The organism is Maribellus mangrovi (assembly GCF_037646455.1).
GTDB classification, from domain to species: domain Bacteria; phylum Bacteroidota; class Bacteroidia; order Bacteroidales; family Prolixibacteraceae; genus Draconibacterium; species Draconibacterium mangrovi_A.
The window spans coordinates 526,884-553,504 of the sequence record NZ_JBBIXN010000001.1 but is presented as its reverse complement, the minus strand read 5'-3'; the positions used below and the strand labels follow the sequence as shown (position 1 = coordinate 553,504).

At 43.5% G+C, this 26,621-nt stretch carries 17 protein-coding genes; 2 read left to right on the top strand and 15 right to left on the bottom strand.

What is annotated here, in order from left to right; translation table 11 throughout:
- Positions 1-82 precede the first annotated feature (82 nt).
- Entirely contained in the window at positions 83-994 is a 912-nt protein-coding gene (locus WFY05_RS02015; protein ID WP_340111049.1) for a DMT family transporter, read from the top strand.
- 53 nt (positions 995-1,047) lie between these two features.
- Here the strand turns inward: WFY05_RS02015 and WFY05_RS02010 are convergent, their stop codons facing one another.
- A complete protein-coding gene (locus WFY05_RS02010; protein ID WP_340111048.1) occupies positions 1,048-2,361 on the bottom strand; it encodes a S28 family serine protease in 1,314 nt (437 codons plus the stop codon).
- A 171-nt stretch (positions 2,362-2,532) separates the two neighbouring features.
- Between WFY05_RS02010 and WFY05_RS02005 the strand changes: the two genes are divergently transcribed.
- A complete protein-coding gene (locus tag WFY05_RS02005; protein WP_340111047.1) occupies positions 2,533-3,114 on the top strand; it encodes a peptidylprolyl isomerase in 582 nt (193 codons plus the stop codon).
- A 75-nt stretch (positions 3,115-3,189) separates the two neighbouring features.
- Here the strand turns inward: WFY05_RS02005 and WFY05_RS02000 are convergent, their stop codons facing one another.
- The 14 genes from WFY05_RS02000 to WFY05_RS01935 all read right to left on the bottom strand — a co-directional run bounded on the left by WFY05_RS02000 (position 3,190) and on the right by WFY05_RS01935 (position 26,566).
- Positions 3,190-4,665, bottom strand: coding sequence for a RagB/SusD family nutrient uptake outer membrane protein (locus WFY05_RS02000; protein WP_340111046.1), 1,476 nt, complete (start codon positions 4,663-4,665; stop codon positions 3,190-3,192).
- Between the two features lie 116 nt (positions 4,666-4,781).
- Positions 4,782-7,802: a SusC/RagA family TonB-linked outer membrane protein gene (locus tag WFY05_RS01995; protein ID WP_340111045.1), complete on the bottom strand. Its 3,021-nt coding sequence runs from the start codon at positions 7,800-7,802 to the stop codon at positions 4,782-4,784.
- A 442-nt stretch (positions 7,803-8,244) separates the two neighbouring features.
- The gene (locus tag WFY05_RS01990) at positions 8,245-8,436 is read right to left on the bottom strand and encodes a hypothetical protein (RefSeq protein WP_340111044.1); all 192 of its coding nucleotides are present in this window, start codon (positions 8,434-8,436) and stop codon (positions 8,245-8,247) included.
- 203 nt (positions 8,437-8,639) lie between these two features.
- Positions 8,640-9,422 (bottom strand): tryptophan synthase subunit alpha, encoded by a 783-nt coding sequence (trpA, locus tag WFY05_RS01985; protein ID WP_340111043.1) that lies wholly within the window; start codon positions 9,420-9,422, stop codon positions 8,640-8,642.
- A gap of 12 nt (positions 9,423-9,434) precedes the next feature.
- A complete protein-coding gene (gene trpB / locus WFY05_RS01980; protein ID WP_340111042.1) occupies positions 9,435-10,616 on the bottom strand; it encodes a tryptophan synthase subunit beta in 1,182 nt (393 codons plus the stop codon).
- A 105-nt stretch (positions 10,617-10,721) separates the two neighbouring features.
- A complete protein-coding gene (locus WFY05_RS01975) occupies positions 10,722-11,348 on the bottom strand; it encodes a phosphoribosylanthranilate isomerase (RefSeq protein WP_340111041.1) in 627 nt (208 codons plus the stop codon).
- A 62-nt stretch (positions 11,349-11,410) separates the two neighbouring features.
- Positions 11,411-12,199, bottom strand: a complete 789-nt coding sequence (trpC, locus tag WFY05_RS01970) for an indole-3-glycerol phosphate synthase TrpC (RefSeq protein ID WP_340111040.1) — start codon at positions 12,197-12,199, stop codon at positions 11,411-11,413.
- Between the two features lie 4 nt (positions 12,200-12,203).
- Positions 12,204-13,190 carry an anthranilate phosphoribosyltransferase gene (gene trpD / locus WFY05_RS01965; RefSeq protein WP_340111039.1) on the bottom strand — a complete coding sequence of 329 codons (987 nt, stop codon included), beginning with the start codon at positions 13,188-13,190 and terminating at the stop codon, positions 12,204-12,206.
- 76 nt (positions 13,191-13,266) lie between these two features.
- Positions 13,267-13,851 (bottom strand): anthranilate synthase component II, encoded by a 585-nt coding sequence (locus WFY05_RS01960; RefSeq protein ID WP_340111038.1) that lies wholly within the window; start codon positions 13,849-13,851, stop codon positions 13,267-13,269.
- A gap of 14 nt (positions 13,852-13,865) precedes the next feature.
- Positions 13,866-15,275 carry an anthranilate synthase component I family protein gene (locus tag WFY05_RS01955; RefSeq protein WP_340111037.1) on the bottom strand — a complete coding sequence of 470 codons (1,410 nt, stop codon included), beginning with the start codon at positions 15,273-15,275 and terminating at the stop codon, positions 13,866-13,868.
- A gap of 395 nt (positions 15,276-15,670) precedes the next feature.
- Complete coding sequence (gene sov, locus WFY05_RS01950; RefSeq protein ID WP_340111036.1) at positions 15,671-23,134, bottom strand: T9SS outer membrane translocon Sov/SprA; 7,464 nt, start codon at positions 23,132-23,134, stop codon at positions 15,671-15,673.
- Positions 23,135-23,222: 88 nt separating this feature from the next.
- A complete protein-coding gene (gene ruvA, locus WFY05_RS01945) occupies positions 23,223-23,804 on the bottom strand; it encodes a Holliday junction branch migration protein RuvA (protein WP_340111035.1) in 582 nt (193 codons plus the stop codon).
- A gap of 11 nt (positions 23,805-23,815) precedes the next feature.
- A complete protein-coding gene (gene pdxA, locus WFY05_RS01940; protein WP_340111034.1) occupies positions 23,816-24,931 on the bottom strand; it encodes a 4-hydroxythreonine-4-phosphate dehydrogenase PdxA in 1,116 nt (371 codons plus the stop codon).
- Positions 24,932-25,141: 210 nt separating this feature from the next.
- On the bottom strand, positions 25,142-26,566 hold the full coding sequence (locus WFY05_RS01935) for a leucyl aminopeptidase family protein (RefSeq protein WP_340111033.1): 1,425 nt from the start codon (positions 26,564-26,566) through the stop codon (positions 25,142-25,144).
- Positions 26,567-26,621 lie beyond the last annotated feature (55 nt).

Below are 26,621 nucleotides of genomic sequence, written 5' to 3'. Positions count from 1 at the left end.
AACGGAACTTTATAAAGAAGGAACCATTCTTCCGTTTTGAGGGGAATGGTTCTTTTTTTAGTTGAAGTCAATAACGGGAAAGATGCAAAACCACTTTGGGGAAATAGCAGGGGTGCTTACAGCGGTGTTCTGGACCATTACTGCACTGGCATTTGAGTCGGCTGGTAAAAAAGTCGGATCATTGGCCGTCAACCTGATTCGGCTGGTCATTGCCTTTTTCCTTGTAGGTATTTACAGCTGGATCACACGCGGTTTCTTCTTCCCGACCGACGCTACATTGTTCAACTGGAAATGGCTGGCATTTTCCGGGTTGGTAGGTTTTGTTATTGGCGATTTGTTGTTGTTTGAATCGTACCTGTTTATAGGAGCCAGAGTAGCCATGCTGCTGATGGCGCTGGCACCGCCTTTTGCAGCTTTTATTGGCTGGCTGATGCTTGGCGAAGTGCTTACACCAATGAACTGGCTTGGTATGGCAATCACTATGAGCGGTATTGTTCTGGTGATTTTGAAACGCGAAAAATCGGAGGAAAACGGCACAATCATCAAAAAGTTGAAATCGAATTATTCGTTGCCCGGTATTCTGCTGGCTCTTGGCGGTGCCCTTGGACAGGCAGCCGGACTGGTGATCAGTAAAAAGGGGATGGGTGATTACGATGCTTTTTCAGCTACACAAATTCGTGTGCTTACCGGAATCGTCGGTTTTGCGGTCCTGTTCTTTTTTATTAAACGCTGGCCCCGCGTATGGACGGCTTTGCGCAATAAATCGGCCATGAAGCGCATTTCACTCGGTGCTTTCTTTGGGCCTTTTCTTGGGGTTTCATTTTCACTTTTAGCCGTGCAGCATACGCAAACCGGGATTGCTGCCACCTTAATGGCTATCGTGCCGGTACTCATCATCGGACCGGCCGTTGTTATTTTTCACGAAAAAGTAAACTGGAAAGAAATAGTGGGAGCCATCATCACTGTTGGTGGCGTGGCCCTGTTCTTCCTCTAAAAAAGTCAAGGGATTCAGATCCGAACGACATTAAGCATCTATCGAGAGATGGTCTATTCTTCTATCTCGATATTCACCGGCATTTCAAGCCATTCTTCCAATTTGGCTTTTACCAGTGCTTTCTGATCATCGGGTAAATTCCCGATACGCGCGTTATGACTGCCTTCCGGTTTTACAATCTTCAGAAAATTATCCTTCTTAGGTACCTCAAAGGCTGATGCCGACCAGGGATCCCATTCACCGTAAATAAACAAAATCCGGGCATCAGTCGTATCAATAAATTTTTTGACTTCACGGGCCGTTTTGGGATTGTATTTTGCTTTTATATCCTTCGGAATATAAATCTTTTTTAACCAGCCTTCAGCACTTTTTATGTGCAGGTAATCTTTAAACGGTTCAGTGTCGTATCCATAATAGCCCAGCTCACGGGCTGCCTGAACATAGAAAGAAAGAAAAATTTCGATCCCTTCATCCGACAAGTACATGGGTGTTGATACCCTGACCAGGTGCTTAAAAATAACCTCATTTCCGGCATCCAGAGCGGGGATCGCATCAACAGGAGTACCGTACTGCCAGAAACCGTAAGAATACTCCAGCACAACATAGTCAAGCAGTTCCTCGGGATCTAAGCGGGGATGGAAGTTTTTCTCCTTGCAAAAGTCTTGTAACATTGGCACAAATTCTGTCCGATTTTTCAGACCGTAAAGCTGAAAATCGCGTACTTTTTTCCGGCCTTCCGGAGTTCCGGTGGTGTTGGCAATAAAAGGCTCGTGGCGGCCATCTTCTACACCGAAATTCAGTGGCGCCACATAAGGTATTGAAACATCCACATCGTTCGGGTAAAGCCAGCGGTGGTAAACAACAGTCTGCCCCCCTTTGCTTATTCCGGTGGTGATCCATTTTCCCTCGTAATATTTTCTCATCATTTGAATGACTTCATGATGATCGGCAGCAGCATTTCTAACGGTCAGGTAGTCCCAGTTAAGGGGATCGGGCATCGATTCTCCAAAGTAACGATGATCCATACAAATCTGGTTGGCTTCTAAAATAGGACTCAATTCGTTGATGTACCTCTGACGTTCGGCATAACCTCCATTGTAGCCCTCGGTAATAAAAACAACGGGTTGGTCCACACTCTTGTTACTGATAATAACACGTTGCAGGAAAGTACCTTTTTTTGGGTGTTTATGGTCCAGCGGCTGCTCCACCATAATCTTGTATTTCTCGGTAAAAAAGTCGTTTGTTTCAAGTTCCTCAATGCTTTTTACCTGGGGTTGTTTTTCCAGGAACTGTAATAGCGTTGACGGTTGTGCCAAAGCAAATGACGACAGAAGCACCAGTAGCAAAAGTGCCTGAATTCTTTTCATGTAGATTGTATTCATAACAGCAGCAATAAGATATGTTTAACTTTCGTGATCAGATAACGAATCAACCGCCGGTTGACGGATAATTCAAGCGTAAATTTAAACCCAGATAATGTTTGTTAATCGCTTTTCTTACTTTTGATTGCAAGTAAAACATATTATTCAAATTAAAAAATGAAGAAAGTAATATTGTTAACGGGGCTACTTATTGTTTTTGTTAAATTAAGTTTTGCCACCGGGTTGCCCAAAGTAAAACTGCAAACCGACTTTGGCGACATCATTGTGGAAATAGATACGGTTCATGCGCCGATTACCGCTCATAATTTTTTGAAGCATCTGGCAGAAGGAACTTATGAAAATGCAGTATTTTATCGAACCGTGCGCATGGATAACCAGCCTAATAACGAGGTTAAAATTGAAGTGATCCAGGGTGGGATTTTCGACGATCAGTTGATTGATCTGATTCCACCGATTTTGCATGAGACCACAAAAATGACGGGTATCAATCACAAAAATGGAACTTTTTCGATGGCCCGGTACACACCGGGAACGGCAACCACTGAGTTTTTTATTTGTGTAGGCGACCAACCTGAACTGGATTTTGGCGGTAAGCGCAATCCGGATGGTCAGGGATTTGCAGCATTTGGGCAGGTGATTAAAGGAATGGATGTGGTAAAAAAGATCCAACGACAAAAGGATAAGGATCAATATTTGATTAATAAAGTTGAGGTGTCCATTAAACTTATAAAAGACTGATTCAGGACTGTTAAAAATGCATAGAAGTGAAAAAGAGCAACCTTTAGGCTGCTCTTTTTGCGCATCAGACTCAAATTAATACCCTGGATTCTGAACCATATTCGGATTTACATCCATTTCATTGTCCGGAATCGGGTAAATAAAAAGTTCATTCGGAAAACTTACGGATTGAGCCGCCCAGTAATCGTCGCCTCGTTCCAAATCCTTCCCTTTTCGCAAAATATCAAACAATCGATGCCCTTCGAAACACAGTTCGCGACGTCGTTCGTTTTCGATTTTTGTTGCATCAATTTCGGTAAAAACCGATGCATCCCGATTTGTGCGAATTGCATTGAGGTCATCGAGCGGAGCAGCCCCGATGCTTGTTCCGGCTTCGAAGTTAGCTTCTGCTCGTATCAGGTACATTTCTGATAAACGAATAATCTTAGTATTGTCGAGACCGGCGGTACCATCCCTGCCCGGATATTTGTTGGTATAAACCAAACCATCCACTTCGTAGAACATCAGTTCTCCGTCCGGAGGTCCGGCATCGGGTTCACCCTGTTTCACAACTCCACGTACATCGCCTTCCTCAAACAGATCGAGCAAGGCAGATGAGGCAACCATATCACCATAACCCCGGGTGTCGTACATATAACCCAGTGCTGTGGTTCCCAGGTAAGTTGATTTGGTAAGTGCCAGTTCAAAAATCGATTCCGAAGTATTTTCTTTCCCCCAACTTGGAATATAAGCATCGGCACTCAATAGTTCATAATTCCCACTCTCGATTACCGAGGTTGCATCATTGGCAGCACCGGCCCAGTCTTCTTTGTACAATTTTACGCGTGCCCGAAGTGCCAGGGCTGTGTTCCCGTTAATGAAATTGGGATTAGAAGCCTGTGGCATAAGTTGCACGGCAGCATCGAGATCGGCCAAAACCTGATCGTAAACTTCCTTCACAGTTTTGCGCTCAGGAAACAAACTGAACGGATCGTCAGTCGGGCTGGTCAGAACGGGTACACCGAGGTGTCCGCCATTGCCATCGGCTGTGCCGGCAGCTATGCTTCCTGCCGATGAAGGCAGGTTATAAGGTTGTGCAAACTGTCGGGCCATATCAAATAAAACCATGGCTCTGATGGTCAAAGCTTCACCTTTTAGCTGGTCACGTTCGGCTTGCGTGCCATCTTCCACATTATCAATGGCCGACAATATGATGTTGGCCTGATTCAGCACTTTTAGCATGATTCCCCAGGCATATTGCGGATCGCCGCTGCCGTCGGTAAGCGTATACTTATACTGGGCTGTCATCCGGTTACTGTTCTCAATTTTCAGGTTGGTATCATCGGCTCGTATATCGGCCGACAATATGAAGTTCTTACCCAGATAATCGAGATCGGTTAAATGATTATATAACCCGGTAAGGGCAATTTTCAGGTTGGAATACGAGCTGGTTATGTTCTCGGTTGGAGTGGCATAATACGGATCCTTCTCCAGAAAATCGTCGCAAGCTGCAAACAAAAGGAAAACGGGCAGTATCGCCACCATTATTTTTCTAGTTATTGAATTTTTCATCTCTTTCGTTATTAAAGTTTTTAATGCTAAGCTTTGAAACTTTTCCAATTCGTTTTCAGGACAATTGCCCTGATCTTGAATTTTATTGCGTTTCGTTGTATCGCTTCTATTCATGATTAAAATCCAATTGTTAATCCAAATGTTATGGTCTTTAACGGAGGATAGAACCAATCTTCAATTCCGTTAATCTGTACTTCCGGATCTTTTCCGGGATACTTTGTCCAGGTCGCCAGGTTCTGGCCCTGAGCAAACAGTTTTACGTCTTCCAGACCACTGCCGTTTAGCCAGCTTTTAGGAAGGTTGTAGGCTACTTTCAGGTTTTTCAAACGCAGGTAGTCGGCATCGTGCAGGTAGCGCGAAGAAGTAACATCGGCGTTGTTATTGCCGCCGTACATAATTTGCGGAACATCGGTAACATCGCCCGGTTCCTGCCAGCGCTCGAGTTGTTTTGCACTTTGATTTACTGAAAGCACATAACCTCCGTCACTTTCCATCACGAACGCCCAATTGTCGTAAATGCTGTGTCCTACGGCGAAGGTGAACAAGGCCGATAACTCAAATCCTTTGTAAGAAAACAAGTTGGTTATACCACCTTCGAAATCAGGTGAGGCAGTTCCAACAATTTGCTTTTCGGCTTCAGTGAAATCGGAAACCAGTTCGCCGGCTTCGTTGTACCATTGCGGTGTTCCGTCATCCGAATTTACGCCGGCCCATTTGCGCAGGTAGAAAGTCTGGAAATCTTCACCTACACGACGAAGTTTTGTTCCCTGTACCAGGTCTTTGTCATCGGGCAAACTAATGATCTCATTTTTGTTAAACGCAATGTTGAGTTCAGTTACCCATTTAAATTCGCCGGTTAAGTTATCAGAACGGAGGGAAAGCTCAAATCCACGGTTTTCCATATCACCAAGGTTTTTTGTGGCCGTGTACGTCTGGTTCACACGTTCTTCGTACAAACCTGTAGCTGCTGAAACCGGTACATCGAATAAGAAGTCTGAATTTCGTTTGATGTAATATTCAATGGTTGTACTCAAACGATTGAAGAGGGTAAAATCGGTCGCCACATTAAATACTTTTGATTTTTCCCAGGTAAGTTCCGGGTTGGCATACTGAATGAACGAAGCTCCCGAAGTGCCTCCGTAAACATATCCGTTATATGAAAACAGGCCTTGCGAGCTGTAATCACCAACTTCGGCGTTACCGGTAACACCGTAGCTAATTCTAAATTTCAGGTTATCAATCCAGTCTACTTCCTGCATAAAGTTTTCTTCTGAAATACGCCAGCTGGCAGCAGCCGACCAGAAATTACCGTATTTATTTTCGGTACCAAAACGCGAGTGACCATCACGACGAAAACTTCCACTCAAATAATACCTGTGTGCATAATTGTAATTTACTTGCGAAAGGTAAGAGATCATGCTCCATTCGGTTAGGTTCGAGAAAACAGAGGTAGGTTCGGCTGCTGCAGCCATCGCTCTGAATTTTGGTGTTTCGGGCAGTCCTTCTCCTCGGGCAATTAAACCGTTCGAATTGTTTTTAATGGCCTCGAATCCCAATAGGGCATCCACATTGTGATGCGTGTCGAATGTATGTTTGTACGACAGGATATTGGAGCTGGTCCAGTTTTCAACGGTCGATCGTCCTTCCTGTAGACGACCGCCAACTGTGCGTCCATCACCAAAAGCACCATTCTGGTATTTTTCCTCTTTCAGATTATACAGTTCGGCGTTAAAGGTGGTTTTAAACGTTAAATCGTGCGTGAAAGAATATTGCGCATAGGCCTGACCAATAAAATAAGTTTCGTTCTGTGCATTCCTGTCCCACTCGGCAATACCAACAGGGTTGAAATTGTTAAGCATTCCCAGGTCATTGTTATTGTAACTGCCATCTTCGTTGTAAACAGGGCGGTTTGGCAGCATTAAATCTGCAGCAAGAATTGGACTGGCAAATGCTGAGGATCCATTATTCGCATTCTTATTGGAATACGACATGGAGAAATTTGCACCGATTTTGATTTTGTCGGTGGCATTATGATCGAGGTTGATGCGCGAGGCATAACGCTCGTAGTCTGTTGCCAGCACATGTCCGTTCTGTTTAAAATACGATCCCGAAACAAAAAACTGGGTTCGGGCATCGCCACCGCGTGCACTTAGTTCCACGTTATAGGTCATGGCATCTTTTGGCTTCCGATACACCACATCGTACCAATCTGTTTCATAATCGGTTTGCACATAAGAGTCGGCATCTTCCTGCGACCATCCCAGGCCATTAACCAAAGCCTCGGCTGCCATTATCTCGTACTCACTTTTATTGAGCACCTTGTAGTTGTCGGTTGTTTTTTGCGAATAACCGGTTTGTGCGCTCAAAGTAAACTTGGTACGGCCTTCTTTTCCTCGTTTGGTTGTAATCAGGATTACGCCATTTGCAGCGCGGGCACCATACAGTGCTGAAGCGGCGGCATCTTTCAATACCGAAATGCTTTCTATATCGTTTGGATTGATATTGGCAAGCGGATTGGTAGCTTCTGCACTCGACAAATCGCCGGCGGCAAAGAACGACACATTCTCGGTACCAATAATCGGTACTCCATCGATAACATAAAGTGGTTCGTTATTTCCCGACATGGAACCGATACCACGAATTCGCACCTGGGTACGTCCTCCTGGTTGCCCCGAAGCACTTGTAGCTACAACACCGGCCACGTTTCCCTGTAAGGCTTTGTCGAGGCTGGCAATCGGAATCTGTTCAATCTTTTCATCGCCCCGCATCGAGCTTACAGCTCCGGTAACAGTTCCTTTGGCTTGCGTACCATAAGCTACCACCATAACCTCGTCAACACCAATTATATCCGGCTCCATAGCCATATTATAAACTGTAGCACCGGTTAATGGTACTTCTACGCTTTTCATTCCCATGAACGAAAAGATCAGCACCTCATTTTCAGGAACAGTTAGTTCATATGTTCCGTCGATACTGGTAGTTGTTCCGGTCGTAGTTCCTTTAACAACTACCGATACTCCCGGAAGTGGTGCACCATCTTCCGATGATGTTACGGTTCCGGTTACCCGCATGGTTTGGGCCGATACACTCAACACCCCAAAACAACATGCCACCATAAAAAATAGTAGTTTTTTCATAGATGAAATTTTAAGTTTATACTCATGCTTGTTACCCTTCGAATTTTCTAAAAGAAAAACTCCCGCCGGGGAAACGGGAGTTTAAATATCCGCCAGCCGGCAGGATATTTCACCTTTTACATTTGCGTTGCTGTTTAACTATTTCTATGTAAAAAAGCGGAGTCTTGTTTATTTCTGTTCCCCGTTCTCCCCGTAAATTGTTTTCTGGAAATCTGCGTTTAAAGAATTCCTGATCAATAGTTTTTATTCAAACATAAGATGGAAATAAATACCTTGAAAAATTTTTCAGCGAACGACAGAAAAAATTATACAACTTGTCTGCTGTAAGGGATTTTAGCGGATTTTTAAGGATTTGGTGGATTGGTAGATTATTGAATGTCGTTTGTCGACAATATTGAGAAGTTGACATAAAAAAAGCGGGACTTAGCCCGCTTCTATTTTTTTAAGCCGCGATGTCGCCAAAAGCTTCGGCCAGTACATCAGGGTATTTGTTTTTAAAGTTGGCATTACACCAGGTATATAACTCGCCAATTTGATCGGGTTCAACCCAGTTAATGCACTTGTTCAGTTCTTTTCTGAACAGGTCCTTACTAAAACTTACTTTAGGAAGAATAATTTTAGCATACTCTAACATGGCTCTTTATTTTTTGTGATTGTTGCTATTAAGATAACTTTCCTTTCGCGTTTTCAGTATGCTGTAAAATATGCTTTAACACTATTTAATAGTTGTTTTCAATGTCTTTTTTGATTAACAATTTGTACCTGAACAGATTACCGAAAAAAACACTGATTACCTGTTTAGAAACATAGTTGCGCGGTAAACAAATACCTCTTTTTTTAATTGGATTGACGGATACTTTTTACAAAGTTTGAAATGTCATTTTTAACAGACTCTGAATCAGAAATAACACTTACAAATGCACTTCCGATAATAGCTCCATTGGCGTAATTACAGGCATTTTTAAATGTAGCATGATCAGAAATTCCGAACCCGATCAACCGAGGATTTTTTAACTGCATTTTTTTAATCCGATCAAAATAATCAAGGTGAAAGTCTTCCACTTTTTTACCGGCTCCTGTGGTTGATGCCGAAGAAACCATGTAGATAAAACCACCGCTTATTTCATCAATTTGCCGAATCCTCTTCTCAGAGGTTTGTGGCGTGATTAGTAACACATTGTGCAGCTTGTATTTATCGAAGAAGTTTTTGTAATGACTTTCGAATTCATCGAGTGGAAGATCGGGCAGAATGGTGCCGTCGATTCCGACTTCGGCACACTTGGCACAAAAACGCTCAATGCCATACTGATAAACCGGATTGATGTAGCCCATAAGAATTAGCGGGATCTTCACCGATTTGCGGATATCTTTTAGTTGTTCAAACAGCAGATTTAAATTCATACCATTCTTGAGCGCGCTTTCACTGCTTTTTTGAATGGTCGGACCGTCGGCAGTAGGATCGGAAAAAGGAATGCCGATTTCGATGAGATCGACGCCATTGTTTTCCAATTCACGGATGATTTCCACGGTATCATTTAATTTTGGAAACCCGGCTGTAAAATAGACCGAAAGTATATTTTGCTTTTTTGTTTCGAAAAGTTGATTGATTCTGTTCTTCATTTTTCCTGTAGTTTAATATCCAAAATAATTAAGGTACGTTTCCATATCCTTATTACCGCTTCCCGAAAGATTAATAACATTTACATCATCGGGTTTCATTTTTATCTTATCGAGTGCTGCCAGTGCATGTGCCGATTCCAGTGCGGGAATAATTCCTTCCTTTTGGGTGAGCAGTAAAACCGATTGCAACACCTCTTCATCGGTAGCCGCCAAAAATTTTGCCCGACCCGTTTTATGCAGATGGGCATGCATTGGCCCGATTCCGGGATAATCCAATCCGGCCGAGATGGAATACGGTTCTGAGATTTGGCCGTCGGAACTTTGCATTAACATGGTTTTTGCAGCATGTAACACACCGGTCGATCCCACGGTTAAAGTTGCTGCTGTTTCTTCCGTGTCGATGCCCTTACCGGCTGCCTCCACACCGATCAATTCCACCTGTTCGTCGTCGAGGAAATGGTAAAATGCTCCGGCAGCATTGCTGCCTCCACCAACACAGGCCAGTATCCGTGTTGGTAATTCCGATCCGGTTTGTTCCAATAGTTGGCTCTTCATTTCTTTGCTGATCACCGACTGAAACCGGGCAACCATATCGGGGTAGGGATGAGGCCCAACTACCGAACCGATGATGTAGTGCGTGTCTTCCGGGTTATTGATCCAGTCGCGCATGGCTTCATTGGTGGCGTCCTTTAAAGTTTTGTTGCCGCTGTGCACAGGAATAACTTCGGCACCCAGCATCTTCATCTTTTTAACGTTTGGTGCCTGACGCGAAACATCGAGCGCTCCCATATAAACTACGCATTTAATGCCTTTTAGTGCACAAACGGTAGCCGTTGCAACGCCATGCTGACCGGCTCCTGTTTCGGCAATAATCCTGTCTTTTTCCAGTTTTTCGGCCAGTAATATTTGCCCTATGGTATTGTTCAGTTTATGCGAACCGGTGTGGTTCAGGTCTTCACGTTTCAGAAAAATTTTTGTTCCGTAATGTTCCGACAAACGGTTGGCATAGTACAAAGGCGACGGACGTCCGACATAATCTTTTAACAGTTTGTCGAATTCATTCTTAAATGCATCCGACCCGATGATCTCGAGGTAACGTTGCTTCAACTCCTTGATGTTGGTGTACATCATTTCCGGAATCCATGCACCGCCAAATTCCCCGTAATAGCCATTTTTATCAACTTGGTATTTCATAGTATTTCTATTATTCTGGTTAATTCATCCTCCCTATCACTTCTTAAAGCTCTGTCCCCCTGGGGGGACAGTCGAATCCCGATGAGTCGGGATGAGATGGGGGGATTAGTAATTAAGTTCACCTATAAACTTTGTCAGTTTTTCAATGTTTTTTAGTCCCGGTTTATCTTCAAAACCGCTGTTCAGGTCAACACCCGTTAATTTTGCATGATCAACTTTTTTAATCTCAGAAATATCATCAGGGCTGATACCGCCACTTAAAAAGAAGGGTCTGTGCCCGGTGTATTTTTGGAGGATCTGCCAATCGAATTTTTTACCCGAACCACCATGTAGCTTTGTTTTTGTATCGAAAAGAAAATAATCGACCACTTTTTCGTAGGCCAGCGTCGAATCGAAATTAAATGCTTCGTCAACCGAAAATGCTTTTATGATTTTCAAGCCCTGTTTTTTTAGCATCCCGCAGGTTTTCGGATTTTCTTTTCCGTGAAGCTGAACAAATTCAAATCCGAAATTTTTTGTCAACCCCAGTATTTCAAAAGCATTTTCATCGACAAATACGGCCACTTTTGATTTCGAGGCATCAAAAAGACCGGCTTCGGGATTTTCACCTACAAATCGTTTAGAAGGTGCGTAGAAAATATATCCAAGCAGATCCACATCCAGCTGTTCAACCTGATCACGATTGGTGGTATACTTCATTCCGCAAACCTTTATTTTCAATTTTCTTTCCATCAAATTTCTCTTTCTATTCTTCGATTCAAATATCCCTTTGCAGGGATAACAGATGATTTCAATTACTTATGCAGTTGCTGAATAAACTTTTTGCAGGCTTTTCCCGGATTCTTCGTTTTCATAAAAGTTTCACCAATCAGGAATCCTCTAAAACCATGGCTTCTCAGGTATTTAATTTCGTCGGCACCAGCAATTCCGCTTTCCGATATTTTCACAAATTTTTCGGGAATAAGTTTGCTCAGTTCCACCGACGTTTCAATATTCACCTCAAAGGTTTTCAGGTTGCGGTTGTTTACACCAACAATGTCTACAAATTCGTTAACGATATTCAGTTCCTCTTCGTTGTGAATTTCCATCAATACCTCAAGTCCGAGTTCCTGAGCAGCCTGCGCCAGTTCGCTTGCCTGGTTTTTACTTAAACAAGCGGCGATCAATAAAATAACATCGGCACCGTAAGCTTTGGCTTCCACCATCTGGTAAGGATCGATCATAAAATCTTTACGGAGAATCGGGATATCCGGATTGTGTTCGCGTGCGATAACAAGGTTCGATTGTGAGCCTCCAAAGAAGCTTCTTTCGGTAAGTACGGAAAGACCGGCAGCACCCGCTTTTCTGTATGCTTCGGTTACTTTATCAACTTTAGCCGATAGGTTGATGTCTCCTTTTGACGGCGAACGTTGCTTAAACTCGGCGATGATTCCGGATGAACCGTCTTTTAGCAAATTGGCACGAAGTGAGTTGCATTCCCTGAAAAAATCAGGAATGTCCTGTAATACCTCAATGTCGATGAGTTCTTTTTGGTGTTTGATTTCGAGCTTTTTTGCCTCGATTATTTTATCCAGGATGTTCATAATATTATTGAATAACAGATTTCAAACTTTGCAAGGCTTTACCTTCGTTGAGCGATTCGCGGGCCATTGCCACGCAGTCGCTTAATTCCTTCTGGGGATAAACCACCTGAAGTGCCAGCCCGGCGTTGGCCAAAACCACATTTGTTTGCTCTTCCGTTCCCTTTCCTTCCAGCACACTCATAAAAATCTTTGCTGCATCTTCCACCGAGTCGCCACCGTATAATTTTTCAGCCTGAACCGGTTTCAAATTGAAATCTTCGGCAGTGAGAAATTTTTCTGTTCCCTTCAATCCAATTCTGGTTTCGGATGTCAAAGAAATTTCATCGTAACCGTCGGTGCTGTTCACTACTGCAAAATTAATATCCATCGTTTCATAAACGTTCTTGTAATGCTTAAAATTTTCGGAATTATTAACGCCAAGTAACTGGTATTTTGGTGATGACGGATTGATCATCGGTCCAAGAATGTTAAAGAAAGTGGGGACTTTCAACGCCCTTCTAACAGGAGCAATATGTTTAAATGCCGGATGAAAAAGTGGGGCATGCAAAAAACAGAACCCACCTTTTTCGAGGTCCGTTTTGAGTTTATCGACATCGTTGCTGAATTTGTATCCGAGGTACTCCAGTACGTTTGAAGAACCGCTGTTTGAACTGGCTGCATAATTTCCGTGTTTGGTGATATTCACACCGGCACCGGCCACTACAAAACAAGCCAGTGTTGAAATGTTAAAGGTGTTTTTTCCATCGCCGCCGGTACCAACAATGTCCATCCCATTAAATTCCGAGAGATCGATTTTTGTACTCAGTTCGAACATGGCATCACGGAACCCGGCCAATTCCTGTGAATCGATGGGCCGCATTCTGAATACCGTCAGAAAGGAGGCAAACTCGGCTTCGGAATGCTGACCTTTCCCAACTTCCAGCAAGCTGTTTTTAGCTTGTTCACGAGTAAGTTTGTTTCCTTCGAATAAATATTGTAGTATTTCTTTCATAATTAAGTATTTAGTAATGAGCTTTGAGTAGTGAGAACTATTAATTATTGAGTTGTGCGAGTTGTCTCATTACTCTCTACTTTGCACTGTTACCTGAATTTAACCAGTTTTCAATCATCTTTTCTCCCAGCGGAGTCAGCACCGATTCGGGGTGGAATTGCACTCCCTGCACGTCGTATTCTCTGTGTTTCATCGACATGATCATTCCATCGTTGTCGTAGCTGGTAACCTCGAAACAATCGGGCAGATTTTCTGATTTAACGATCCACGAGTGATAGCGGCCAACATCGAACGTGTCGGGTAAGGAATCAAAAAGCAACGATTTCGTTTCGGTGAGTTTTACAGGCGTTGCAATGCCGTGCAAAACGCGGTTCATGTTGTGCAGTTCGCCACCAAAAGCTTCGCCAATGGCCTGATGTCCAAGGCAAACCCCCAGCATGCTTTTTTTAGGACCGTACTCTTTTATGATCTCTAAAAGTAATCCGGCTTCTTTGGGAATTCCCGGTCCGGGTGAAAGCACAATCTTGTCGTATTTTTCGATCTCCTCAAGAGAAATCTCATCGTTGCGGAACACATCAACCTGCTGGCCCGAGATCTTTTTAATGGCATGAACCAGATTGTAGGTAAACGAGTCGTAATTATCAATAACTAATATCTTCATGTTTTTTCGATTTACTAATTGATTTCTTTGGCCATTTCGATCGCTTTTTTCAAAGCTGCCAGTTTGTTGTTCACTTCCTGCAATTCACTTTCTTCCTGCGAGTCGGCTACAATTCCTGCACCGGCCTGGTAGAACAATTTGTTGTTCTTGCTTAAAAACGAACGAATCATTATGGCATGATTAACGGTTCTGTCGAATCCTAGATAGCCGATACATCCACCGTAGTATCCGCGGTTTTGGTTCTCGTACTTATCAATCAGTTCCATAGCCTTATACTTTGGCGCTCCCGATAAAGTTCCTGCAGGAAAGGTTTCTCCCAGTACTTTTATGAGGTTGGTGTTGTCGGTAATTTCGCCCGAAACCTGTGAAACCAAATGAATAACATGTGAGAAGAACTGGACTTCGCGGTAAGTTTCCACCACCACATTTTCGGCATTCCGGCTGAGGTCGTTTCGTGCCAGGTCAACCAGCATCACATGTTCGGCATTTTCTTTTGGATCCTTACTCAGTTGCTCAGCCAGTACGCGATCCTGATCATCGTTACCGGTCCGTTTAAACGTTCCGGCAATCGGATGAATATAGGCTTTATTTTCCTTGATGCGGATCTCAGCTTCCGGGCTTGACCCGAAAATGCGATAGCTGCCATAATCGAAGTAAAATAAATAAGGCGATGGATTAATGGAACGCAGTGCGCGGTACACATTAAATTCATCGCCTTTAAATTCTTGCGAAAACTGCCGGCTGAGAACGATCTGAAAGACATCGCCACGGTAGCAGTGCTCTTTTCCTTTCGATACCATGTATTTGTATTCGTCGTCATTAATGTTTGATTCCTCCGATCCGGTGGACTCGAACTTGGCGGTTGCAAAATTCAGGTTGATCAGCAAATGGTGGATATAATCAATTTGCGATTCTTCACCTTCTATCAGATTTTCCACCATATGAATCTGGTTTTTATGGTGATCGATGGCTACCACATATTTATAGAAGCAGTATTTTGTTTCCGGTATTTGGTACTCTTCTTTTTTGGGTGAAGAAAACCGAATGTTTTCGAAATGCTGGATCGCATCGAAGTTCAGGTAGCCGAATAATCCGTTTGCCGGAAGTTCGATCTCACTTGAATCCACGTCGAAATTTTTATAAAAAGCATCCAGTTCGTCGTGTAAAATCCGTTCTTTCGATAAGTCGAAATTTTCTTTTTCACGGCCCGGAAGTTCTTTGGTAACGTGGCCTTCTTTTACGGTAAAACTGGCCACCGGGCTAAATGCAATAAACGAATACGCGTTTTCGTGCCCGTGGTAATCCGAACTTTCCAGCAGAATGGATTTCGGATAAAGTGTTCGCAGCCGGAGGTAAATACTTACCGGAGTAACGGTGTCGGCGAGTATTTTTCTGACTACAGGTTTAAATGTTATTCTTTCCATTATTGTATTTTTTAATTTTTGGATAAAAAAAAACGGCTCACCGTGATTTCGATGAGCCGTTTTCATTTTTGCCAATGACGTTTCTCTTTTCACGATTGTTGTAAAAAGTTGCTACGCCACCACCAAATATTATTTGTTAAATTCATCATTCGTTTTATAAAAAAACCCGCTCTTAACAGGAGCAGGCCTTCGGTTTAAATATTTTTTAAAAAATACCAATATGGCTCTTTAACTCCTAACTTACGTAAGAAGACCCCACCACGGAAGCCATATTGTATTTATATTTTTCATTCTTTTTCTAAATTTCTTCTGCAAGAAAATTCATTTTTTTGACAAATCAAAATATTCTTTGCGTTTGGTGGCAATTCTTGGAACAGCATAAGATTTCATTAACACTAATTTGCGAGGGTAAACCGGAAACTTATACCAAAGTTGGCGTTTGTTGTCCGGTAAGAAGTTGAGGTAAACGGACTGTTCAAGATACGATCGTAGAATACCCTCATTTCAAATTTGTCGCTGAGCCGGTAATCGGCATAAGTTTTTATGGTGAAATTCCCCTGACCCGCTGTAATTTGGTTGTCGTCGCTATCCAACTGGCGCAACATGGTTTTGCTTTTTCGGTACGAAATATCGGCACGGATATTTAAATCGTTGGAATAAGCCTGTTGCGAGTTTTTTGTTTTGATGATGAGGTCCATGTGTGTAAATCGGTACCCCATTCCAAAAATAAATTCGCTGGTCAGCACCTCTGTCAACTGGTTGTTGGCAAACGACAGGTTGAGGTTACGTGCCCGTTTAACTTCAGCCCGTGTGGTCAGGTCGCTGTGCCACATAATGTCCATATTTATTAATGGATTGAATGCTTCAACAATACTTACCGAATTAAAGTCGTAGGCCGGTACAAAGTTGTCGGCTAAATCCTGAACGTAGCTGAAACCGTCGCTGCCTTCCATGTAATTCAGGTTGGTGGCAAATGAACCTACCGTGTAACTCGAGCGGTAGGTATGCTGGAAGTTTAATGAACGCATCACCTTATTCAGCCCCGGAATTTTTGACACCATTCCTTCATAACGAATGCTCCAGTTGGGGCGAATGAACTTGGCCGAAGGAAAGAGATCGAGCGAAACTTTGTTCGGATCCTTATCCTGGTACGCTGCCAGGAATGCCGGTACCAGTACCTCAACTGAGTTGGGGCCGTATCCTTCGGGGTATCCCGGATAATTTGGATGCGATTGCGAAGGATCATAATTTCCGCCGGCGGCACGCTGGGCAGCTAATCGGTGTGCAATAATTTTCCGGTACGATTTCATGTTCTCGAAAGCTTCTGAACTCACCACTTCTTCCTTACCGATGGCGAAAAAGGCGGTTTTCCAGGTAAGAGTTGATATGCTGAAGTTACCTGTTTCGGTGAAACTGTTAGCTACGAAATTACCTGATCCATCGTAATTGTAAAATTCGCTGATGTTTTTCGATATGTTTCTTTCGCCGGTAAGATCAATCCGAAGGTCGGGGAGAGGTTCCCATAAAACCCTAAGGTTAAGACGTTCGGTATTTCGGAATAAAAACGGTTGATTCAAAGTAGAGTCGATGGTCAACCAACCTTTATCAGCGGCTTTTTGTGCAAAGTTACGATCCTGCCAACCGAACATAAATGGTACGCCAGGTGCAAAACTCGATTGTACATTGGGAACCGACCAATCCGGATCGCCCGAGTAATTCCCTGCTCCAAATAAAGATGGTTCGGGCAGGTAGCCTGGTAACACGGTACTTCCGTTTTTACTGTACATGACCGAAGCTGTGCGAATACCAATAACCATACGTGTAGTTAAATCCAATACATCTTTTAAGAATGGTTGATCGCCGCGTTTACCGCTTACGGTTATCATGGCCTGATTCACATCTTCATTTGCCGTAAATTCAATGTTGTTGGCGTCGATTATATTAAGCTTCCCGGGAATCGGTTTGCCTTCAACACCTGTAACCAGAACTTTTATCTTTTTCGTATTCAGTTTATGCTGGACTTTTTGTGGTGTACCTGCTTTAAACTGAATGTTGGCACTGTATGTTTCTTCCTGTTTGCGTTCAAGCGGCTGGTTATTCTGCTCGTTTCGCCGGCTTGAGTTGCGGTTCATGCTGCCTCGTCCTCTTCCTGTTCGTCTGAATTTCTGATTGACTTCGCGGAAATAAGGCACTTTGTTGAAGAGTGTTTGCAGGTTGGCATTTCCTGTCAGCGACATATTGCCAGAGTTGCTTATCACATTACCAATGTTGATGTCTTCGTCGGTCATTGGACCGGCTACCCAGTCGTATGTGCCGGAGTAGCGGATGTTGGCACTCAGAAAATTAAGTGCTTTAAATGAACGAATCGGTACCTGGTAATTCAGGTTAAAAGTATGTCCATAAATTGTAGGTCTACCAAGATTCATGAGATTGGTAAGTATCGAATCGCGTTTCCATTCGTAATCATCGTCTCTACGGTTAATTCGTCCTTCGGGTTCATCGATACGCGAGGTGGCGCGCGACGAGAAGTCGAATTTAAGCGAGCGTGTCAGGTCGTAGCGAATATCGAGGTAGCGGTTCCAAAGAAAATCTTTTTCAAAATTGGTTGGTAAGATCAGGTTCGGATTGGTAATGTTACGAGATTGAGTTTCGTGATACCTTCTGAACAGATCGGTGCGATACGATATCTGAGTGGGTAAGGGATAAAAGTTGAAATCGCCAATGAGTTTCAAAGGACCTTTCTGAAGAAGCGATACTTTTTTAAAGGGTTCGATCAATTTCGAACGGCTGCTGTAGTTGTACGAGAACATTGCACGGTGTGTCTTGTCCACGTTGTATTCAGTAGTTACGTTGCGTTTCGAGATTTCGTTGTAAGAATAAGTTACCGCAAAGTTTTGGGGATCCCACAAATGTGTTTTCTCTTTCTGGCGTTGCGGCTCCACTTTTACGTTAGTAAAGTTGATGCTTTTGCGTTCAACCACATCCTGTGTTAAGTTTCGTAATGAATCTTTTTCATGCCGGGTGTCCAGGTGATCCAACGATTTCTCCATTTCAATGTCAGGTTCCAGCGGATTGTATTTTGGCTTGATGGTACTTTTCGAATAACCGTAATACATTGGAATGCGTACACCTGCTTTTTCGGGGAAGAAACGACCCCAGTCGATCGATGTTGAAACATCAAGTTCGTCGAGGTCTTCAAGCTGGCGACTGTTCGTATTCTGGTCGATGCTACCAAAACCTGCGGTTCTTTTTCGGCCGGCAACCGTAACGCTTCCCAAGTCGGCCAGGCGTGCCGAAACACGGGCATTGGCTGCCCAACCACCTTCTTTATCGAAATCGGTGAGCCGAAGTTCGTTGGCCCACACTTCCACCGATTTTGGTCCGGTATTCACCTGGCCACGTCGGTTGCGAACACCCATCATAAATACTTCAACGTTACCGAGGTTCGGACTACCTTTTATTTTCACCCTGTTCTTCCCGCTGTTTCTATCCGGATCCGATTTCTCGTAAATATCGTTGATCTTTACGTTTGATCCGCCTTCGCGAACAGCATCATTCCGGTCGAGTTTCAGGTTAGTGAATACATCCAGTGGTATATCTATCAGGTTCTCTTCAGGCCAGACAATCATGCGGTCGGCTTCGCTATCGCCAATGTATCTTCCTTCAGGCGTTAACTTTAACGGAATTTCGTATTCGTAGTAGTTGTTGTTGTAGTCTGATCCCATTCGGATGAAGAAAGAAAGTTCATCATCTCGCAGAGGCGAACCTTCAATTTCTTCGGCATGTACAAACATTTTAAGTTTATTGTACCTGCGGAAATCCATGTAAAGCGATTTGTAGGCCGCTTTAGCATCGCCTTGCTCCAGTTCGGTGGCTTTTAAAACGATGGATTGCTCGTTCAATTGGCGCAGCTGCGGATTGGCCGGATCGATCACTCGTGAAATACCTGGAGGAAGAATGTAATTGACCGGTTCGCGGCTTCCGTTCTCTTCGATACTTACCGCAGAAATTTCGAAATCGGCATTAACCGAAGGCGCTGAAACACGATCGGAAAGGTCGCCGGTATAACGACGCCAGTCGGCACGAACAAGATCGAGAGTAGCCAGACGCATTACTACCGGATCGGAGAAATCGCGCATGAACATACGCATAAAACGAATCGATTTAAAATCATTGATGTTACCTACTACCTGATCGGGATTGGTTACCGGAATCTTGAACTGGTACCAGTTGACCTCGCCGATCGACCCATTTTTCAATTCTACTTTCGCGTTTTTGATATCGGTAATGTAGTTTTCGCCGAGTACCATGTCTTCGCGACGAATACTTACTTTGTACTGGAAATAACGTTCGTATTCATTCAGCGTATTATCGCCGTTAATATCTTCGATGTCGGGAATCGTTGTTGCCGAAGTGGGGTAGCTTTCCGGCGACATTTCAGCAGTTGGCGAGTTTCCATCGGGGCCATTATACTTTTTGTAACGTTCCAGAATACCGAGTTCCTGATCGTCGTAATCCGATCCACGGTAATAGTGAAAGTTATCCGACGAGGGGTCGGTACTTGCAGTCTGGTAGGCATCGTCGTTCACTCTTAATCGCAGTTCTTCGAGGTACTGCTGAAACTGCGATTGCTCGTCGGTATCATTCAAACCGTCAAAACCGATGTCCTGATATTGTCTTGAAGTCAGGTTGTTATCAAAAGCATTGACCAAAGATTGTTGGGTTGAAACACGTCCCCAGATTGTGGTATCGACGTTTATAATTTCTTCCGTTGTTGGCAAACCATTCTCAAAAGCTTTTCTCGAGTCTTTTAACAGGTCTTCCGAAATTTCACCAAGGTTGAAGTATAGATCACCACCCTGATTTTCCTGTAATGTGTCGTTCACAAAAGGGTCCATCATCCAGAATTCGATGTACTCGATGTTGGCATTTTCGAAATCGCTGGTCTGGATTTCACGCATGATACCACCCCAGCGCGTTTCGGGTGCGCGCAAACTACCGTCGGCATTTACACCTGCAGAAGCGTTGCTGTTTCCTGCATCGTAGTTGTACGGTCCACGCTCCGACGGGTAAAAAGCCAGGTCGAAGGTTTGTATATTAGTCGGTTCACCCGTTGTAAATTCTTTCTCCGGGAAAAGTTCCTGTTCGAACACTTCACGAACAAGATGATTCGATTGCATATCCCGGTCGTTTTTGATGTGGTTCGGAGTTAAGGAATTGTTTCTCAAAAAGAGCGGGTCGATATTATAGAAGGCAAGTTTTGCACGGTTGATACCATATTCCAAAGTGTTGGTCATGTTGGCTTCCGGGAAAAGGTCGTTCTGGTATTGCGGAGTACTTGCCAGCATCCACGACTGACGGGCGCGCATGTCGATGGCAGTTTTTGTTGCTTCAAAGTCATCGATATAGGCTGAACCGTCAATGGCTTTTGCACTTCCGGGAACCAGTTTGGCATATTCTGCTTCAAAATTAATGGATGAAGTTGCATTGGTGGAATAAAAGGGTAACGCATCCAGTGCTTTGGTAATCAGCATGCTTTCGGTGTTGTAGCGGGTGTCGAATCCATACATCAGGTTCGAAATCGGATCTTCGCCATAATCCACTTTCTCGGTAAGCGGCCGCTCGTGCATATAAAGCATTGTAGCACCCACGTTAAAATTATCGGAGAATGCGTAATTGGCGTAAGTTCCCATCAGCGTTTTACGTTGCATGGTGAACAGGTCCTCTGTTTCTGTGGATATCTGGATGGGTGTACCTGCCTCCAAAAGTGCCTGGTTGATGATCTTAACCCGACCAAGTGTATAGTCGACGGTATAATCCACATTTTCGGTAAGCACTTGTCCTCCTGCAGTAACTTTTACCGAACCTTGCGCAAGGTTTAAACCACCCAGCATAATTTCGGAACTCGATGAGCCTTTGTAACTACCCATAAGTTTAAACTTGTTGTGTTCGGCATCTTGTTCTGCCTTTACCTGGGTAGAGTCGTAGAGCGACTGATACACATATTTATCGATGAAACCTTGATCCATTATGGAATCGGTCAGATGGCTACCAAAAGGTTCCACCACCGGAAAGATGATTCGTCCGGTGTTCGAATTCACCGTAATGCCTTCCACATAATCGAAAATACCATCTTTTGTGGGATCTAGCTGTTTGTTGAGCATATCCAGGCGCATTACCTCCAGAAGAATATGTCCTTCGATTCTCGTTTCGGGCAGGTAGTTGATATATGTACCTGTCGAGTCGTTTTGATATACTATATTCAACTCAAAATCTTCCTGGGATAACTGATAAGCATTCAGGTTATAAATGTTTTTCATCATCAGTTTCCAGGTTGGTTTCCCGGGCGAAAGATTGGTGCCTTTCAACAGTTTCAAAAACAGTGTTTGTGGTGCATCGATACCATCAGTAGAGAATTCACCCACCTGGAAAGTCTGGCCGTTTATCGTAAAATTGTAGGCCACGGCTAACACTTCGTCCGTGTTCAATGCCGAATTCAGTGAGATGTAACCGAGTGTGGTATTTACGTTGTACTCTGAAGGACTGAGTTTTCGAGCCTGTTCAATTTTTTCAAAATCGGTTCCTCCCACAAAATCCTGCCCGAACTGCGACATCACTCCGGTAATGTTTTCAGCAAGACGAACATCAGAATAAGTAGTATTCATTTCGCTGTACAGACCGTTGGCCTGGTTGTTCGGGTAAATGTTTTGCGGATAAGGGAGTCCCGGTGTAGCCTGGAATTGCGGAATATTGTTGTAAATGTTCGGGTCGTGCTCCGCCAGATCCTGGAAAGCCAAAATGTTACGCGATTCTGTAAAATCGTTCGACTTGTTGGTTACCCAAACTTCGATCTTATTAATGGTGATCGGTGAGCGTGGGACAGCGGTACTTTTTAACCATTCGTTGTAATGATCGCGGAAATATTGTGCCAGGAAAAAGTGCCGGTTGGCATCGTAGTTCGAAGCAGAAATTTCGAAGGTTGCTACCTGTGCACCTCCTTCGGTTTCCACTGTTTTCGATTCACCTTTACTTTGCGAGAAAATAGTGGTTACATTCAGTTTCCCGAACTGCATTTCGGTTTTTACCCCAAACAGGTTAGATGCCCCCGAAATCAGTGAACCGTTCAATGGCAGCGAAACATTACCGGCCTCTATCCGTTTGATAATCTCATCCTCCTCGCCGGTGTATTCCAGGTTCATTTTATTTTCGTAATCGAAAGTCGCCTCGGTGTTGTAGTTCACCCGCATGTTCATTTTTGTTCCGATCTGACCGGTCACATTCATCTGAATTTTTTCGTCGAAATCGAAAGTCGGAACTTTTCGCAAACGTTCCGGAATGGATGGGTTATCGGTTTTATTTACCTGGTAACCAAAACTCACCTCAACATAACCCTGTGGCTGAATATTGATGGTATTTCCACCAAAAATGCGGTTAAAGGCTTCGCTTCCGATTGTTAGCTGCGGCAGCAAACCACCGCGACGGTCCTGATCTTCCAATTGAGTTCGCGTTTTCCAGTAGTCTTGAATCGAACGGTCGAAGTCATAATCGATGTAGTCGTCGAGCGACATACTTTGAGGCAGGCGGTAATTCAGGTTACCGATCTTTTCGTAAAACACATATTGTCCGGTAATCGGATCGTATTCCACCTCGTACCTAATATTGCTGGGTTTATTAAGAAACAACTTCATGGAATCCTGTTCGGGATATCCAAAAGCCGGTTGATCTTTAAACGGGTAGGGGAGGTTGCCGGTCGTGTCAATCTCGGGAACATCCTGCGCCAAAACCATGTTAGGAATCGCGAGGGACATTACGGCGAATAAAATGAAGTATATTTTTACTAACCTTCGGTTCAGTTTCATAAAAAATCAATTACTACGTAAAAGGCGACCATTTTTACGGGTAATTTCTGTGCTTTCATTCTCGACAGATTTGGTACGGTCTTCCCGGTTACAGCCTTTTTAATGCTTGTTTAATCACACTTTCTACAGTTGAGTCGGGTTGTTCGCCAAGAATTTTGGAAACTACCTTTTCCGCGTCCTTTTTTGCAAACCCCAGCATGACTAATGCAGATAACGCTTCAATCTGTATTGTATTGTCTGTTGCCGGCAAAATATGACCACTTTCAGATAATTTTCCGAGCTTGTCTTTTAAATCGATGATAATACGTTGTGCGGTTTTTGCCCCGATGCCTTTTACAGCCTTTAAAACAGCAACATTTTCGGTGGTTACTGCAGTGCGAATTTCGTCGGCTGTTAAGGAGGAAAGCATCATAATTGCCGTACTTGCTCCAACGCCGTTTACCGAGATCAGGTTTCTGAACAATTCACGCTCTTTGCTATCGGCAAAACCATAGAGCGTATGTGCATCTTCGCGTACAATCTGGTGAAGGTACAAGCGTGTATCTTTCTTCCCGCTAAGTTGGCTGTATGAATTCAATGAAATATGAATGAAATAGCCTATTCCGCCCGCTTCAATAATAATGTTGGCCGGACTGATATCCGCTATATTGCCCCGGATATATTCGTACATGTCAATCCCTTTTATAAGTTATCTTCTTCCTCGCTTGCTTCAATATCAACGCTTTCATCCACCTGGTTGGGGTTGATTTCGTATTTCCTCAGTGGATTTTTTGAAATTTCGTCGTATATCTGTCGGTTTTTGTAGATATCGATGGCCAGGTAAAGCGCCTGTCTGAACGACTCGGGTGAAGCTTTATCTTCTCCCGCCAGCGAGTAGGCAGTACCATGTGCAGGCGAGGTTCGTATTACCGGAAGACCCGCAGTGTAGTTCACACCCCGATCGAACGAAGCCAGCTTAAAAGGAATCAGTCCCTGGTCGTGATACATGGCCAGAATTGCATCAAACTTACGGTAATCTTCCGATCCGAAAAAGCCATCGGCGGGGTAAGGACCAAGTGCGATAATTCCTTCTTTTTTAGCCTCAATTACAGCAGGAAGTATTATTTCCTTGTCTTCCTTACCAATTAATCCGTTATCCCCGGCATGCGGATTCAATCCAAAAACTGCAATTCTCGGTCGCGTGATTGAAAAATCCTGTTGCAGCGATTTATTAATGATCCTGATCTTTGAAAGAATGGCCTCTTTGGTCAGGCTTTGTGCCACTTCCGAAATAGGAATGTGTGTGGTAACCACCCCAACTTTCATGGTTTCACTCACCATTAGCATGGCGTAATCCTTTGTATTGAATTTTTCGGCCAGAAACTCGGTATGCCCCGGGAACTTAAAATTCTCGCCCTGAATATTGTCTTTATTAATGGGAGCCGTGATCAAAGCATCGATATAACCTTTTTCGAGGTCCTGAGTAGCTTTTTCAAGTGCATTGTACGAAGACAAGCCTGCTTCTTCGGTCGATTTTCCAAGCTCAACACGAACTTGTTCATCGACACAATTTATAATGTTTGCTTTTTTATGAAAGGCTTCCTTGGTGCTTCGGATATGGTTGAAGCTGACATCGTTAATATTTAGCGCCTTTCGGTGGTAGGCAGCCACTTTGGGCGATCCGTAAACAATAGGTGTACACATTTCCAATATTCTTGGATCGCGAAGAGTTTTTAAGATTACTTCGTAACCTATGCCGTTAATATCGCCGTGTGAAATTCCGATTATTATGTTGTCGTGTTTACTATGCTGTCTCATTATGTTGCAATTACACTTTTTGTTTTGTTCGTTTTACGGTATTTCGCGAGCTCTGCACGAATTCGACCAGATACCGGTTTTAAAATCATCCCTTTTTTGGCAAGCGCTGCAAAGTTAATTTTTTAATTGAAAGATTCATAGCCGGGAGGACCGTATAAGCAAATAACAGGTCACTGTATTTTAAGTTGTTAAAAACGAAAATAGCCGTGATTAGCAGTAGGTATCTTTCAAAAAGTTGTACATAAGCCTTACCCCAAAACCAGTTCCTCCAGCCGGCAGATAATGACTGGCTTTTTTGTAGAACGGAGTTCCTGCCGAGTCGATATGCACCCACTTGTAATCAGTAAAATGTTCCAGGAATTTCCCGGCTATGCTCGATTGTGCCTCACGCGTACCAAGGTTGTTCAGATCGGCAATATTCGATTTGAGCGCTTCGCCATATTCTTCCCAGATAGGAACTTCAATCAATCGCTCGTAGGTTTTTAGCCCGGTTCTTTTTAAGGAAGCAATAGTTTCTTCGCTATTACCCATTACCACTGCTGCGTGCGTGCCGGCAATAATATCGGCTGAACCTGTTAAAGTGGCGTAGTCGATCACGAGTTCCGGATTGTATTTTTTTGCATAACTCAGCGCATCGGCCAGAATAAGCCGGCCTTCGGCATCAGTATTTTTTATCTCAACCGTTGTTCCATCGAACATGGTGATCACATCGCCCGGGACATAAGCATTCCCATCGGGGCGGTTGTCTGTTGCCGGAATCAAAGCAACTACATGAATGGGCAATTTGTTTTTGGCAATGGCATATAGTGTGCTGATCATCACGGCGGCACCGGCCATGTCGGTTTTCATGAAATCCATGGAGTTGGGGGTTGGCTTCAAACTTAGCCCGCCTGTATCGTAAACAATACCCTTACCAACCAGCACAACAGGTTTTTTATTGGTGGCGTTGTCGGGTTTCCACTCCAGGAGATTAAAAGTTGGCGGATCGATACTGCCTTTATTAACGGCTAGTAATCCGCCCATTTTCAGCGACTCGATTTTTTGCTTATTAAAAACTTCAACATCAAAACCGGCTTCCGTTCCAAGTTTCTCCATTTCTTTCGAAAACTGAGGCGCAGTTAAAAACGACAACGGTTCGTTTACCAGGTCGCGTGCGGCAAAAATGGCGCGTATTACATTAATGAGTTCAGCAATTTTGTCTTCGCCGATGGAATTTTCCGGTACAAAAATCTCTTCAATAAAAAATTCTTCCTTTTCCTTTTTGTATTTGTCGAAGGTATAGTTACTGAGCAAAAGACCTTCAAGCAAAGCCGTCATTAAATTCGGGGAACACAAGTTTTTGAGCATCACTTTTCGCGAATCGATTTCTTTTAAAGCCGCAAATAATTTTGCTCCACTTTTACGCGCGGTTTCAAGTTGCAGGTAGCTTTCCTCGTTTTTATTTATTTTCCCGACAAATAATAATGTTGGCAACCGATAGATTACCACATCCGTTTTTTTCTCGAGTACAGTTTCAAGGTAACTGCGTTCTGAATTGTTAATTACATGTTCGTATGCCTGCTCCGTCTTTTCAGTCAACACCATAACCGAGGTATTGTCCGGCAGGGCTTTTATGATTTTCATTATTGGAATCATAGTAGAAATTTTTGCTAAAATAAAGATTCTTAAGAATTCTGTAATTCTAATAAAA

Bases quoted from the DNA above. Each gene is read 5' to 3' on its own strand.
- WFY05_RS02015 (WP_340111049.1), top strand. From the start codon at position 83: ATGCAAAACCACTTTGGGGAAATAGCAGGGGTGCTTACAGCGGTGTTC.
- WFY05_RS02010 (WP_340111048.1), bottom strand. From the start codon at position 2,361: ATGAAAAGAATTCAGGCACTTTTGCTACTGGTGCTTCTGTCGTCATTT.
- WFY05_RS02005 (WP_340111047.1), top strand. From the start codon at position 2,533: ATGAAGAAAGTAATATTGTTAACGGGGCTACTTATTGTTTTTGTTAAA.
- WFY05_RS02000 (WP_340111046.1), bottom strand. From the start codon at position 4,665: ATGAAAAATTCAATAACTAGAAAAATAATGGTGGCGATACTGCCCGTT.
- WFY05_RS01995 (WP_340111045.1), bottom strand. From the start codon at position 7,802: ATGAAAAAACTACTATTTTTTATGGTGGCATGTTGTTTTGGGGTGTTG.
- WFY05_RS01990 (WP_340111044.1), bottom strand. From the start codon at position 8,436: ATGTTAGAGTATGCTAAAATTATTCTTCCTAAAGTAAGTTTTAGTAAG.
- trpA (WP_340111043.1), bottom strand. From the start codon at position 9,422: ATGAAGAACAGAATCAATCAACTTTTCGAAACAAAAAAGCAAAATATA.
- trpB (WP_340111042.1), bottom strand. From the start codon at position 10,616: ATGAAATACCAAGTTGATAAAAATGGCTATTACGGGGAATTTGGCGGT.
- WFY05_RS01975 (WP_340111041.1), bottom strand. From the start codon at position 11,348: ATGGAAAGAAAATTGAAAATAAAGGTTTGCGGAATGAAGTATACCACC.
- trpC (WP_340111040.1), bottom strand. From the start codon at position 12,199: ATGAACATCCTGGATAAAATAATCGAGGCAAAAAAGCTCGAAATCAAA.
- trpD (WP_340111039.1), bottom strand. From the start codon at position 13,190: ATGAAAGAAATACTACAATATTTATTCGAAGGAAACAAACTTACTCGT.
- WFY05_RS01960 (WP_340111038.1), bottom strand. From the start codon at position 13,851: ATGAAGATATTAGTTATTGATAATTACGACTCGTTTACCTACAATCTG.
- WFY05_RS01955 (WP_340111037.1), bottom strand. From the start codon at position 15,275: ATGGAAAGAATAACATTTAAACCTGTAGTCAGAAAAATACTCGCCGAC.
- sov (WP_340111036.1), bottom strand. From the start codon at position 23,134: ATGAAACTGAACCGAAGGTTAGTAAAAATATACTTCATTTTATTCGCC.
- ruvA (WP_340111035.1), bottom strand. From the start codon at position 23,804: ATGTACGAATATATCCGGGGCAATATAGCGGATATCAGTCCGGCCAAC.
- pdxA (WP_340111034.1), bottom strand. From the start codon at position 24,931: ATGAGACAGCATAGTAAACACGACAACATAATAATCGGAATTTCACAC.
- WFY05_RS01935 (WP_340111033.1), bottom strand. From the start codon at position 26,566: ATGATTCCAATAATGAAAATCATAAAAGCCCTGCCGGACAATACCTCG.